Below are 12,834 nucleotides of genomic sequence, written 5' to 3'. Positions count from 1 at the left end.
GTTACTGACGGGAGGGACTTACCGGCCGACGCGACGCCGTTCACCGCGGCGAGTCGCCGACCTGCCCTAACAGGCCTCGCCGCGGCAGGTAATGAGTACGAGCACCTGGCGCATGTGCTTCCACGTTAACCGAGGAATCTCGTTGGATGTCCTAGCATCCCGCATGCTGAGACAGCTGAGACGACGAAAAGGCCGCCGCCCGATCCGGGCGGCGGCCTTTCGCGCGAGGCGGGGAGTGTCAGTCCTCCAGGTCCACAGAACGGCCGCTCTCGGCGCCGATCTCGGCCACGATCTGGTCGACGATGTCGGCCGGGATCGCCGAGTCGACGGTCAGCGCGATGAGCGCCTTGCCGCCCTTGACGTCGCGGGCCACCTGCATGGAGGCGATGTTGACGCCGTGCTCGCCGAGCAGGCGGCCGACCACGCCGACGATGCCGGGACGGTCGGCGTAGGTGAAGAACGCGAGGTGCGCCGTCGGCTCGATCTCCATCTCGTAGCCGTTGACCTCGACGATCTTGGTGATCTGGCGGGGACCGGACAGCGTGCCCGACACCGAGACCTGGCGGCCGTCGGCCAGCACGCCACGGACGGTCACCACGTTGCGCCAGTCGGGGCTCTCGGAGCTGGTGATCAGCTCGACGGCGACGCCGCGGTCCTTGGCCAGCAGCGGCGCGTTGACGTAGGTGACCTGCTCCTCGATGACGTCGGCGAAGACGCCCTTGAGCGCGGCCAGCTCGATGACCCGCACGTCCTGGGAGGCGATCTCGCCGCGCACCTCGACGTCGAGCTTGGTGGCGACCTCGCCGGCCAGCGCGGTGAACACCCGGCCCAGCTTCTCGGCCAGCGGCAGGCCCGGCTTGACGTCCTCGGCCACGGCGCCGCCCTGGACGTTGACCGCGTCCGGCACGAACTCGCCCGCGAGCGCCAGCTTCACGCTCCGCGCGACCTGGGTGCCGGCCTTCTCCTGGGCCTCGTGGGTGGAGGCGCCGAGGTGCGGCGTGACGACGACCTGGTCGAGCTCGAACAGCGGGCTGTCGGTGCAGGGCTCCTTGGCGAAGACGTCGAGGCCGGCGCCCGCGACGCGGCCCTCCTTGATCGCGGAGTAGAGCGCGGCCTCGTCCACGATGCCGCCGCGGGCGACGTTGACGATGCGCACGCTCGGCTTGACCTTGTGCAGCGCCTCGTCGCCGATGAGCCCGAGGGTCTCCTTGGTCTTCGGCAGGTGCACGGTGATGAAGTCGGCCTGCTTGAACACCTCGTCGAGGCTCACCAGCTTGACGCCGAGCTGCGCGGCGCGGGCCGGCGGCAGGTAGGGGTCGTAGGCGATGATCTCGACGCCGAACGGCGCCAGCCGCTGCGCCACGAGCTGGCCGATCTTGCCGAATCCGAGGATGCCGACGACCTTCTCGTCCAGCTCGACGCCGGTGTACTTGGACCGCTTCCACTCCCCGTTCTTCAGCGCGGCGTGCGCCTGGGCGGTGTTGCGCGCGCTGGCCAGGATGAGGGCGACGGTCTGCTCGGCGGCGCTGGTGATGTTGGAGGTCGGCGCGTTGACGACCATGACACCGGCCTTGGTGGCCGCCTCGACGTCGACGTTGTCGAGCCCGACGCCCGCGCGGGCGACCACGCGCAGCTTGGGCGCCGCGGCGATGGCCTCGGCGTCGACCTGCGTCGCGGAGCGCACGATGAGGGCGTCCACGTCGGCGAGGGCGGGCAGGAGCTGGGAACGGTCGGCGCCGTCGGTGTGGCGGACCTCGAAATCGGCGCCGAGAACGGCGAGGCCGGCCTCGGACAGCTCCTCAGCGACCAGTACGACGGGCTTGTTCACAGGTGAATCCTTAGGGGCTTCCGGCGAGTCATGAGGGGGACACGTCCATGGATCCCCCGGCGGTCCTACCGAGTCTAACCGGCGCTTGTGAACGCATTCACGAAGGACCCACGATGTGAGACGGACGGGCGGCTACCCGGTAGAGGACAAAGTCACCCACTCCGGGGCCATCTTCGTCTTGATCGGGAGATTTATTCGCCATTAGCCTGATAAGCCGTGGCCGACTACCTATGGTTCGTCATATGAGCATCGGGAATCCTGCGCTTGCCGACGTTCTCGCCCAGCATGGCACGCCCCACCGGCTGCTGGGCGCCCTCGCCGACGGTGGCGTCCTGGTGGCAGTGCGCCCTGACCGTTCGGTCGTCCTCGGGACGACCCAGGCCGGCGACCGCGTGTTGCTCGGCTACACCAGCGCGACCACCTACGCCCGGCACCGTGGCAGCCATTCCCTGTCGGCGTGCGACGCCGACACCATCCTGGACATCCAGCGCGTCACGGGCGTGCGGGAGATCGTGATCGACGCGGCCGGACCAGCCGCCGCGGCCGTGCCCATCGACGATCTCCAGCGCTTCCTCACCACGACGCGGACCGGGCCCACGCCCGTCCTGTCGGGGGCGGCCCCCGCCGCCTACGCGACGGGCGCGATGGCCACCGTGTCGCGGGGTGCCGCGCTGGCCCAGGTCGCCCCGCCGGCTCCGCAGGCGCCATCGTTCCCGTGGGTGCCCGCGCCGAGGCCGCACCTGTCGGGCCCGATGCAGCAGGTGGACCCCGGCTACCGCCGGTGCACCCATCCCATCCTGCCCGCGCTGCGGCAGGCGATCGCGCAGTTGCTCATGGACTTCCCGCTCGTGCACCACGTGTGGATCTCCGAGGCGAGCACCGCCTCCGGGGCCACCGGGATCATGCTGCACGTCAAGGTCCACATGTCGGCCGCCGAGGACGTCGTACGCGACCTGCACCGCCTGGTGCGGGCCCGGCTGCCGCAGTTCGCGGCCAGCGGCGCGCCGATCCTCATGGCCCGGGTGGCCGACGCGCGCAGCGAGCGCCGGATGATCGAGATCGGCGCGCACGTGGTGTGCGCCGACGTACGCGACTGACCTGTGCGCGCCGACGTGCATGACTCACCTGTGTGCGCCGACGCGCACGACTGACCTGCGGCGGCGGGATTATCCTGCCGCCGCCGGCCGAATGGGTCTCCCCAAACAAGCCGTTGCTCGGCTCTAATGTGGGGATGATCACACCGGTCGCGGCCACGGTTCCCCGGGGCGTGCGCCTCGGCTACGGGGTCGGCTCCTTCTGCACGGCCACGGTCAACGCCGTGCCGGGGTTGTTGCTGCTCTACTACATGACCAACTTCCTGGCCGTGCCCGCGTGGCTGGCCGGCGTGGTGGTGACCGCGCCCAAGGTCTGGGACCTGGTCATCAACCCGCTGGTCGGGCGGTGGTCCGATCGGACCGTCTCGCGCTGGGGCCCGCGCCGGCCGTGGCTGCTCGCCGGGGCCTGCACGCTGCCGGTCGCGTTCTTCCTGGTCTTCGCGGGGCCGCCGCTGACGGGGGTGCCCGCCGCCGCCTACGTCGCGGTGTGCTTCCTCGCCACGGCGACGGCGTACGCGCTGTTCGAGGTGCCGTACAAGGCCATGCCCGGCGAGATGACGCACGACTACCACGAGCGCACCTCGCTGCTGCAGTGGCGCATGGTCTTCATCGGCGTGGCCACCGCGATCAGCGGCGTGCTCGCCCCCGCCATCGCCACCGGCGAGGGCGAGCACGGGACGCTGGGCAGCTACCGGGCGATGGCGCTCACCATCGCGGTCATCCTGCTGCTCGCCATGCTCGGCTCCTTCTTCGGCACCGCCCGCGCCCCCATGACCGGCGCTCCGGAGGCCGACCGGGGCGACTGGCGCGAACAGCTCGCCGCGATCAAGGGCAACCGGCCGTTCCTCTGGCTGACCGTGCTGGCCTGCACGCAGATGCTGGCGGTGAGCATGATGCTGGCCGCCGCGCCGTACTTCGCCACGTACACGATCGGCGATCCCAAGGCCACGCAGACGCTCTTCGCCGCGCTCGTGGGGCCGATCCTGCTGACCATGCCGCTGTGGGTGCGCCTCGCCAGGCGGTTCGACAAGCGCGGGGCGATGGTGCTGGCGGCCTCGCTGTTCGCCGCGGGGACTGCAGCGGCCATGGCCACGCCGCTGTTCGGGGCGTTGTGGGCGCACGTGACGATCCTGTTCGTCGGCGTCGGCTACGCCGGGCTGCAGCTGCTGCAGTTCTCCATGCTGGCCGACGTCATCGCCATGGACGCCGCGGAGACCGGCAAGCGGCGCGCGGGCGTGCTCACCGGGCTCTGGACGGCCATCGAGAGCGGGGTCAGCTCGTTCGGCGCGCTGATCTTCGGTGTCGTCCTGTCGATCGGCGGCTTCGTCGAGTCCCAGCCGGACACGCCCGTACGGCAGCCGGACAGCGCCGTGACGGCCGTGCTGATCGGGCAGACCGCCATCCCCGCGCTGATCATCTTCGCGTCGGTGCTGGTGACGCTGAAGTACCGGCTCACGCCACCCGTCGCGCCGCCCGCGGACGCGTGAACCCGAGCGCGGCACCCGATTCGGCGTATTCTGGACACGAACCGAGGTTGAGGCCGATACTCGCTACATGAGCTCGACCCATCCACCCTTCCGCGCCTCCGACGGGGAACGCGACCGTGCGATCGACGAGCTCAAGGTCCGCGCGGTGGAGGGCCGCATCTCCCACGACACCTTCGTCGGCCGCGTCGACCAGGCGCTGCGCGCCCGCAGTCAGCACGAGCTCGACGAGCTGGTGGCCGACCTGCCGAAGCGGCCCACGTTACGGCAGCGGCTGACCGACGCGGTGTCGTCGGTGTCGGAGTTCACCACCAAGCTGCAGTCCGCCTGGCGGCGGCCCCGGCTGCCCCGGCTCGCGCTGCCCGACGACGAGCGGGTGCGTTACGTCGTGGGGCGGGGCTCGGCCTGCGACCTCGTGCTGTCCGACCTGACCGTCTCCCGGGTCCACGCCGAGCTGCGGCGCGACGACAAGGGCCGGTGGGTGCTGGTCGACCTCGGGTCGCTGAACGGCACCCGGCTCAACGGCTGGCGGCTGGTGGGGCCGGCGCGGGTGACGCCGGGCGACGAGGTGTCCTTCGGGGACTGCGGTTTCCTGCTGACGTCCGGCGTGCCGACCGGCCAATAAATACGGAATTTTGCGGATTACAGGCTGTCTGCGCTGATCCATGCTCTCAGGCGATCCCCCAGTCTTCTTTGGAGACCCCATGCGGCGCACCTCAGCCTCCCTCGTCGCGGGCGCGCTCGTCGCGTCCCTCGCGTGGGCGTCCAGCCCGTCCTCACCCGCCGTCGCCCTGGATCCCACGGCCGGCGTGGCCGACCTCACCCAGGACCTCAACCAGATACTCAGCGACTCCCGGCTCACCATCGCCCGCGCGGGCGTCGTGGTGAAGAGCGCCTCCACCGGCGAGGAGCTGTACGCCACCGACGCCGGCAAGCAGCTCATCCCGGCGTCCAACACCAAGCTGTTCACCTCGGCCGCAGCGGTGGAGACCCTCGGCCTCGACTACCGCTTCCCGACCACCGTGCTGAACACGGGACGCAAGGCGGGCTCGGTCCTCGCCGGCGACCTCGTGCTGCGCGGCACCGGCGACCCGACCATGCTGGCCGAGGACTACGACGCCCTCGCCGCCAAGGTCGCCGCGGCCGGCGTCAAGGTCGTCACCGGCCGCCTCGTGGCCGACGACACCTGGTTCGACTCCCAGCGGCTCGGCAACGACTGGACCTGGGACGACGAGACCGCCTACTACGCGGCCCCGATCTCCGCGCTGACCGCCTCGCCCGACCGCGACTACGACGCCGGATCGGTGATCGTCTCCGTGGCCGCCGACGGCGGCAAGGTCAAGGTCTCCACGACGCCCGAGACCGACTACCTGAAGATCGTCAACAAGGCCACGGCGGGCGCCGAGACCGACGTGCTCATCGAGCGCCAGCACGGCACCCGTACGGTCGTCATCACCGGCACGGTGGCGGACCCGTACCAGGAGTGGGTGGCCGTGGACGACCCGACCGCCTACGTCTCGACGCTGTTCCGCGCGTCGCTCGCCAAGCACGGCGTGAAGGTGCTCGGCGCGACCGCCACGGGGGCCGCGCCCGACGGGGCCAAGGAGCTGGCCCGGCACGAGTCCATGACGCTGGGCGAGCTGCTGGTGCCCTTCATGAAGCTGAGCAACAACATCCACGCCGAGATCCTCACCAAGGCCATGGGCCGCAAGGCCGCCGGCCAGGGCACGTGGTCGGCCGGGCTCAAGGTCGCGACCGACTTCGCCAAGGCGAACGGCGTGCAGGTCATCAACATGCGGGACGGCTCCGGGCTCTCGCGCCGCGACGGGTTCTCGCCCGGCTCGATCGTCCAGCTCCTGACCTCCGTACGCGGCAAGCCGTGGTTCCCCACCTGGTACGCGGCCCTGCCCATCGCCGGCGACGCCGACCGCTTCGTGGGCGGCACCCTGCGCAGCCGGATGCGGGGCACCCCCGCCGCGGGCAACGTGCACGCGAAGACCGGCTCCCTGACCGGCGTGACGTCCCTGTCGGGCTACGTCACCAGCGCCGACGGCGAGCCGCTGGTCTTCTCGATCATGCTGAACCAGTACCTGTCGGGCTCGCCGAAGGACATCGAGGACAAGATCGCGGTACGGCTCGCGCAGTTCACCCGCGCCGCCGCCGTCGATGCCCCGGCCCAGCTCCGCTCGGCGGCCGAGGGGCAGGCGGGCGACCTGGAGTGCTCGTGGCTGAAGCCCGTCCAGTGCTGATCCCCTGACGCCCAGGGGGGCACGCGGGTTTACCTGGAGCTCCAGATATCGGCCGACTTTTCAGGACATGACCGACATCGGAGAACCAGAATCCCTTCTCAGGACAGCCCACCGAGGACCACGGGAGCGCCCGGGCCTTCACCGGCCTCACCCTTGAGCCGGTTACCCACCGCACGCCCACGGCGCTCCCCTCCCTGCGGGCTCGGCCGCGCCTCCCCCCGCATAGGACCGCGGCCGGGCCCGCCCACCGGCCCAGGACAAAGCGAAGGGGCCCATCCTCAGGATGGGCCCCTGCTTACGACTCGTAGGGCGTCAGCTGAGCGCCTGGCCCAGGAGGCCGTTCAGGAGGTCCAGGTCGAGGAGGTCACGGTCGTCGCCGAAGTTGTTGAACTGGCCGCTCTCCCACTCATAGCTGGGGCCGTGGCCGGGGCCGTAGCCGCCGGGGCCATAGCCACTGGTTGCCGCCAGCGCGGAGCCGCCGAACACAACCATCCCGCCGACGAGGCCGGCAAGGACAAGTCCTGCTCTGTACATTTGTATCTCCTCTGATGCCTATCGACTACTCTCCGTAGCTGCCGGGAAGAGATCTGCCCTACGGCCTCTTGCACCAAACGCCAGCGATCTCACCCTTGACCAGGGCAAACACCCGCTCCGGGCGAAGCGATGCCGATCCCTGCCGTCCTTGACGCGACCATGCGCGCTACGGAGAGACATCAGGCCCTTCGCTGACCCCCGCTTAGGGAAGGGTCAGGACCACGGGCCCGTCGGCCGTCACGGCCACGGTGTGCTCCACGTGGACGCTGCGGCTGCCGTCCCCCGAGCACACCGACCAGCCGTCCTCGGCCATGTAGTAGTCGTCGCCGCCGCCCGCCATCAGGCTCGGCTCGATCGCGATCACCAGCCCCGGGCGCAGCCGCAGCCCCCGCCCCGCGCGGGCCTCGTTCGGCACGAACGGCGTCTCGTGCATGGCCCGGCCGATGCCGTGGCCGGCGAAGTCGTTCTGCATGCCGTAGCCGGCGCCGCGCCCGACGGTGGACATCGCGTGGCCGATGTCGCCCATCCGGCCGCCGGGCACGGCCGCCCTGATGCCGGCGGCCAGCGTCTCCTCGGCGACCTGGATGAGCTTGAGGTCCTCGGCGCGCGGCGTGCCGACGGTGAAGCTCACGGTGCCGTCGGCGTGCCAGCCGTCCACGATCGCGCCGCAGTCCACGCTGATGAGGTCGCCGTCGCGCAGCCGGTAGGCCGTCGGCAGCCCGTGCAGCATGGTTCCGTTGACCGAGGTGCAGATGACCCCCGGGTACGGCGTCGCGCCGAACGACGGGTGGTAGCCCAGGAACGACGCCCCGGCCTTGGCCTCCTCGATGACGGTCCGCGCCACCTCGTCGAGTCGCCTGAGCGTCACGCCCACGGCGGCCTGGTCGCGCACCGCCGCGTGCACGGCGGCCACCACCCGTCCCGCCTCGCGCATCGCGTCGATCTCCCCGGCGCTCTTCAGCTCGATCATGGGCCCCTCCTCGTCGTTCACCGGTCGGCGTGGCGATAACTATACCGGTATTTTTATCGAGGAGAGAGCCAGGGGCGCCGTCAGTCGAGGCCGCGGCGGCCCGGCGTCCAGAACGGCTTCGTCCGTACGTCCCTGCGGCTCCAGCCGCGCTCGTCCACCAGATGGGCGCGGACCGCCTGGATCGTGCGGGCCTCCCCCGCCAGGTAGGCGAAGCCCGGCTCGTCCGGCAGGTCCAGCGCCCGTACGGCGTCGACCAGGACCCGCGAGCCGGCCGCCGGGGCACCCTCGCGGCACACCCGGGTCAGCTCCCGCGGCAGGCCCAGGTGGTCGCCGGGCCGCTCGGCCTCCACGGCGCCGTACGCGGCCGCCTCCGGCGGCAGGGCCCGCAGCATCGCCCCGAACGCGACCGACGCCGTCTCCTCCCCCGCGAACAGGTGGTAGGGGGCGTCCTCGCGCAGCACGAAGCCGCCCTCGGGGCGCATGAAGACGACCTCCTGGCCGGGCGCGGCGCCGCGCACCCAGACGGCGCCGGGGGCGTCGCCGCCGTGGTCGAGCCCGATCAGGTCCAGGGACTCCCAGCTCGGGTCGTACCACCACACCGAGTACGTCCGCAGCACCCCGCCCACCAGGCCGCCGCCGTCGCCGATGAGCACGCGTACGTGCTGGCCCGGCACGTACGCGAGGGCGGCCAGCCCCTCGCCGCCGATCCTGATCCGGCGCATGCGCGGGGCCACCTCCTCGACCTCCAGGATCTCGCCCTCCACGAACACGCGGCCGAGCAGCCGCCTGGCCACGCTCTTCCTGGCCGTGGTCATCGCCCCCTCCTCGGGTCCAGCTCCTCGACGCGGTGACGGGCCTCCACGAAGATCTGCTGGATGCGCTCGACCACCTGCGGATCGCCGTGGGTGTGGGCCAGCGCCTTGACCGCGGCCTTCACCAGGCGCAGAGCGGGGGCGACGATCTCGGCGGCCTGGGGGTCGCGGAACATGCCCCACTCGCCCCTGCTGGCCGCCCGGCCCCACAGCCGCTCGATCTCGTCGGCCTGCTCCTCGACGGCCCTGCGGCCGTCGTCGGTGACGTGGTGGACCTTGCGGCCCTCGTCCTGCTCGACGCGGACCAGGCCCTCGTCCTCCAGGAGCTGGAGCGTGGGGTAGATGGAGCCGGCGCTCGGCTCGTAGGTGCCGTTGAAGCGGTCGGACAGGCGGCTCATGACGTCGTAGCCGTGGCCGGGCCGTTCGGCGATCAGCGCGAGCACGGCGAGGCGCAGCTCGCCGGGTCCGAAGAAGCGCCCGGTGGGTCCGTACCCGCCGGAGGCGCGGCGCGCGTTCATCATCATGAGTCGGATGCTATATCGAACGATATATCTTCGTACAGAAAAAACCCGGGGGTGCGGGTCCCGCGCCCCCGGGCGCACCGGCAGCGTCAGCTCCAGAGGGCGGGGGCCTGCGCCGGCACCTCGTCCTTGACCTCCGGCTGGTCGATGACCTCGCCGCGCAGCGGCAGCAGGACCGTCACCTGGCGGCCCCACTCGGTGTAGGTCGTGTCCGACTGGACCCGGACCGAGCCCTTGTCGTAGGGCAGCTCACCCGTCACCGACACGCGCTCCACCCGGCCGCCCGCGCTGAGGCGCAGCGCGTAGGAGATTTTGCCGGGACGGCTCTTCATCCACTGCTCGCCGTAGCGGGCGACGAACGAGGCCGACGCCCTGGCCAGCTCGTGCGGCTTGATCGTGCCCTTCACCACGCCGCCGCTCCAGGACGCGCGGTGGTCCATGAGCGCCTTGAGCGTGGCGGGCTCGAAGACGTCGAGCAGCAGGTTGCCGGACGGGACGTCGGTGCCGCCGTAGCGCACCCAGCTCGTCCCCTCGGGCAGGGCGTCCTGGACCACCGCGCCGGAGACGTAGCTGACCCGGCCGGAGGAGAGCACCCGCACCGGCGAGTGCTGCAGCGTCTCGGTCTCGCGCGGGCTCACCTTCGCCATCTTGGCGAGCAGGCTCTTGCTGTAGCTCAGGTTCTGGCTCGTGTCGGCCGCCCGCGCGCCGCGCGCGTCGAACTCGACGGTCCCGTCGAGCGTCGAGGAGATGTACTCGCCCGCCGAGTACGTCACCTTCGCCGTGGCCCGTACGTTGACGCCCTTGCCCCGCGCCAGCTCGGACTTGAGCACCTTCACCGGATCGATGTTCTGCGCCGCCTGCGCGGGCGCGGCGACGGCGAGCTGCAGCGCACCGGCGACCACGGCGACACCGACGATGGTTCGCTTCATGGGTTGATGGTTTCCTTGAGGGGGGATTTTCCGGGAACGCGAACAATCTGGTGCATGCAAGATCACCAGTCAAGTCGGTTCACTGCATGGTTATGCAGCTCGCCGGCCCCTTGACCCCGGCCCTCAGCTCAGGCGGGCGCGCAGCAGGCAGAACTCGTTGCCCTCGGGGTCGGCCAGGACGTGCCAGGACTCCTCGCCGGTCTGGCCGACGTCGGCCGGGCGCGCCCCGAGGCTCAGCAGGCGTTCGAGCTCGGCGTCCTGGTCGCGGTCGGTGGCGTTGACGTCGAAGTGCATCCGCAGCGGGCCGGTCTTGGGCTCGGTGGTGGGGCTGAAGACCAGGGTCGGCTGCAGCCCGCCGAACCCTTCCCGCGGGCCGATCTCCACCGAGCCGTCGTCCTCGGTGTCGAGCACCACGAAGTCCAGCACCTCACACCAGAACGCGGCCAGCCCGTTCGCGTCCTGACAAGGAATGATCAATTCGGATATGCGACTTGCCATGATCGGCATCCTACGCACGAGACGCCCCCGGCGAAGACCGCTTCGCCGGGGGCGTCTCACGCCGGAGAGAGCTCAGCCCTTGAGCCAGCTCATCATCGGACGGAGCTTGGCGCCCGTCTTCTCGATGGCGTCCTCGGCCAGCTCGTCGCGGTACTGCTGGAACTTCTTCTGCCCGCTGTCGAACTCCTCGACCAGCTCGCGCGCGAACGACCCGTCCTGGATCTCGCCGAGGATGCGGCGCATCTCCTGCCGGGTCTCCTCGGTGACGACGCGCGGGCCGCGGGTGTAGCCGCCGTACTCGGCGGTGTCGGAGACCGACCAGTACATCTTGGAGACGCCGCCCTCGTACATGAGGTCGACGATGAGCTTCATCTCGTGCAGGCACTCGAAGTAGGCGACCTCGGGCTGGTAGCCCGCCTCGATGAGGGTGTCGAAGCCCGCCTTGATGAGCTCGGACACGCCGCCGCAGAGCACGGCCTGCTCGCCGAACAGGTCGGTCTCCGTCTCCTCCTTGAACGTGGTGCGCAGCGCGCCGGCGCGGGTGCCGCCGATGCCCTTGGCGTACGACAGCGCCAGGTCCAGCGCCTTGCCGGAGGCGTCCTTCTCGACGGCGACGAGACAGGGCACGCCGCGGCCGGCCTCGAACTGGCGGCGCACCAGGTGGCCCGGGCCCTTGGGGGCGACCATGCAGACGTCGACGCCCTCGGGGGCCTCGATGAGGCCGTAGCGGATGTTGAGGCCGTGGCCGAAGAAGAGGGCGTCGCCCTCGACCAGGTTGGGGGCCACGTGCTGGGCGTAGAGGTCGCGCTGGATGTGGTCCGGCGCGAGGATCATCGTGAGGTTGGCCTCCTCGACGGCCTCGGCCGGGGTGAGGACGCGCAGGCCGTCGTTCTCCGCCTTCTCGCGGCTCTTGGAGCCCTCGGGCAGGCCGACGCGCACGTCGACGCCGGAGTCACGCAGGGAGAGCGCGTGGGCGTGGCCCTGGCTGCCGTACCCCAGCACGGCCACGTGGCGTCCCTGGATGATCGACAGGTCGGCCTGGTCGTCGTAGTAGATCTCGGTCACTTGCTTAGAACCTTTCAGGCGGAATTCAGGCGGTACGGTCCAGTGCCCTGAGGGACCGGTCGGTAATGGAACGGGCACCGCGGCCAACAGCCACCATGCCCGACTGGACGAGTTCTTTGATCCCGAACGGCTCAAGGACCTTCACGAAGGCGTCGAGCTTGTCGGGAGTGCCGGTGACCTCGATCGTCACCGCGTCGGCGGCCACGTCCACGCAGCGGGCACGGAAGAGCTGGACGAGCTCCAGCACGTGCGAGCGGCTCTCGGCGTCGGCCTTGACCTTGATGAGCGTCAGCTCGCGCTGCACGGACTGCGCCGGGTCCAGCTCGACGATCTTGAGCACGTTGACGAGCTTGTTGAGCTGCTTGGTGACCTGTTCGAGCGGCAGCTCCTCGACGCTCACGACGATGGTCATGCGTGAGATGTCGTTGTGCTCGGTGGGCCCGACGGCCAGCGAGTCGATGTTGAAGCCGCGCCGGCTGAACAACGCGGACACGCGTGCCAGCACGCCCGGCTTGTTCTCGACGAGCACGGACAGCGTGTGCCTACTCATCTTCGTTCTCCCACTTCGGCGCCATGTCCCGGGCGATCTTGATGTCGTCGTTGCTGGTGCCCGCAGCGACCATGGGCCAGACCATCGCGTCCTGGTGGACGACGAAGTCGATCACGACGGGCACGTCGTTGATCTCCATGGCCTTCTTGATCACGGCGTCCACGTCCTCCGGACGCTCGCACCTGAGACCAACACAACCATAGGCGTCCGCCAGTTTGACGAAGTCCGGGATGCGGCGCGTCGCCTGCAGGTCGGTGTTGGAGTAACGCTGGTCGTAGAAGAGCGTCTGCCACTGGCGGA

The 12,834-nt window shown here is 70.5% G+C and carries 14 protein-coding genes; 4 read left to right on the top strand and 10 right to left on the bottom strand.

What is annotated here, in order from left to right; translation table 11 throughout:
* Nucleotides 1–238: 238 nt before the first annotated feature.
* Nucleotides 239–1,828 carry a phosphoglycerate dehydrogenase gene (serA, locus tag ABD292_RS08225; protein WP_344206463.1) on the bottom strand — a complete coding sequence of 530 codons (1,590 nt, stop codon included), beginning with the start codon at nt 1,826–1,828 and terminating at the stop codon, nt 239–241.
* Between the two features lie 242 nt (nt 1,829–2,070).
* Here serA and ABD292_RS08220 point away from each other — a divergent pair, with 242 nt between their 5' ends.
* The 4 genes from ABD292_RS08220 to dacB all read left to right on the top strand — a co-directional run bounded on the left by ABD292_RS08220 (nt 2,071) and on the right by dacB (nt 6,655).
* Nucleotides 2,071–2,925 carry a hypothetical protein gene (locus ABD292_RS08220; RefSeq protein ID WP_344206462.1) on the top strand — a complete coding sequence of 285 codons (855 nt, stop codon included), beginning with the start codon at nt 2,071–2,073 and terminating at the stop codon, nt 2,923–2,925.
* Between the two features lie 134 nt (nt 2,926–3,059).
* Nucleotides 3,060–4,409, top strand: a complete 1,350-nt coding sequence (locus tag ABD292_RS08215) for an MFS transporter (RefSeq protein ID WP_344206461.1) — start codon at nt 3,060–3,062, stop codon at nt 4,407–4,409.
* A 67-nt stretch (nt 4,410–4,476) separates the two neighbouring features.
* Nucleotides 4,477–5,031 (top strand): FHA domain-containing protein, encoded by a 555-nt coding sequence (locus ABD292_RS08210; protein ID WP_344206460.1) that lies wholly within the window; start codon nt 4,477–4,479, stop codon nt 5,029–5,031.
* A gap of 79 nt (nt 5,032–5,110) precedes the next feature.
* Entirely contained in the window at nt 5,111–6,655 is a 1,545-nt protein-coding gene (dacB, locus tag ABD292_RS08205) for a D-alanyl-D-alanine carboxypeptidase/D-alanyl-D-alanine endopeptidase (RefSeq protein WP_344206459.1), read from the top strand.
* A gap of 312 nt (nt 6,656–6,967) precedes the next feature.
* Here the strand turns inward: dacB and ABD292_RS08200 are convergent, their stop codons facing one another.
* The 9 genes from ABD292_RS08200 to ABD292_RS08160 all read right to left on the bottom strand — a co-directional run.
* Nucleotides 6,968–7,189, bottom strand: coding sequence for a hypothetical protein (locus ABD292_RS08200; RefSeq protein WP_329590521.1), 222 nt, complete (start codon nt 7,187–7,189; stop codon nt 6,968–6,970).
* A 202-nt stretch (nt 7,190–7,391) separates the two neighbouring features.
* On the bottom strand, nt 7,392–8,159 hold the full coding sequence (map, locus tag ABD292_RS08195) for a type I methionyl aminopeptidase (protein WP_344206458.1): 768 nt from the start codon (nt 8,157–8,159) through the stop codon (nt 7,392–7,394).
* 80 nt (nt 8,160–8,239) lie between these two features.
* The gene (locus ABD292_RS08190; RefSeq protein WP_344206457.1) at nt 8,240–8,974 is read right to left on the bottom strand and encodes a siderophore-interacting protein; all 735 of its coding nucleotides are present in this window, start codon (nt 8,972–8,974) and stop codon (nt 8,240–8,242) included.
* Nucleotides 8,971–9,495 carry a PadR family transcriptional regulator gene (locus tag ABD292_RS08185; RefSeq protein ID WP_344206456.1) on the bottom strand — a complete coding sequence of 175 codons (525 nt, stop codon included), beginning with the start codon at nt 9,493–9,495 and terminating at the stop codon, nt 8,971–8,973. The genes ABD292_RS08190 and ABD292_RS08185 overlap by 4 nt, the downstream gene beginning before the upstream one ends.
* Nucleotides 9,496–9,581: 86 nt before the next feature.
* A complete protein-coding gene (locus ABD292_RS08180) occupies nt 9,582–10,421 on the bottom strand; it encodes a hypothetical protein (protein WP_344206455.1) in 840 nt (279 codons plus the stop codon).
* 123 nt (nt 10,422–10,544) lie between these two features.
* Nucleotides 10,545–10,919 (bottom strand): VOC family protein, encoded by a 375-nt coding sequence (locus ABD292_RS08175; RefSeq protein WP_344206454.1) that lies wholly within the window; start codon nt 10,917–10,919, stop codon nt 10,545–10,547.
* 72 nt (nt 10,920–10,991) lie between these two features.
* The gene (ilvC, locus tag ABD292_RS08170; protein ID WP_344207143.1) at nt 10,992–11,975 is read right to left on the bottom strand and encodes a ketol-acid reductoisomerase; all 984 of its coding nucleotides are present in this window, start codon (nt 11,973–11,975) and stop codon (nt 10,992–10,994) included.
* Between the two features lie 34 nt (nt 11,976–12,009).
* Entirely contained in the window at nt 12,010–12,534 is a 525-nt protein-coding gene (ilvN, locus tag ABD292_RS08165) for an acetolactate synthase small subunit (protein ID WP_344206453.1), read from the bottom strand.
* A partial coding sequence (locus ABD292_RS08160) for a thiamine pyrophosphate-dependent enzyme (RefSeq protein WP_344206452.1) occupies nt 12,527–12,834 on the bottom strand: 308 nt, incomplete at its 5' end. The genes ilvN and ABD292_RS08160, both read right to left, overlap by 8 nt.

It is taken from the genome of Nonomuraea bangladeshensis (assembly GCF_039529455.1).
Classification (GTDB): domain Bacteria; phylum Actinomycetota; class Actinomycetes; order Streptosporangiales; family Streptosporangiaceae; genus Nonomuraea; species Nonomuraea bangladeshensis.
This window is presented reverse-complemented; position numbering and strand designations above follow the sequence as displayed.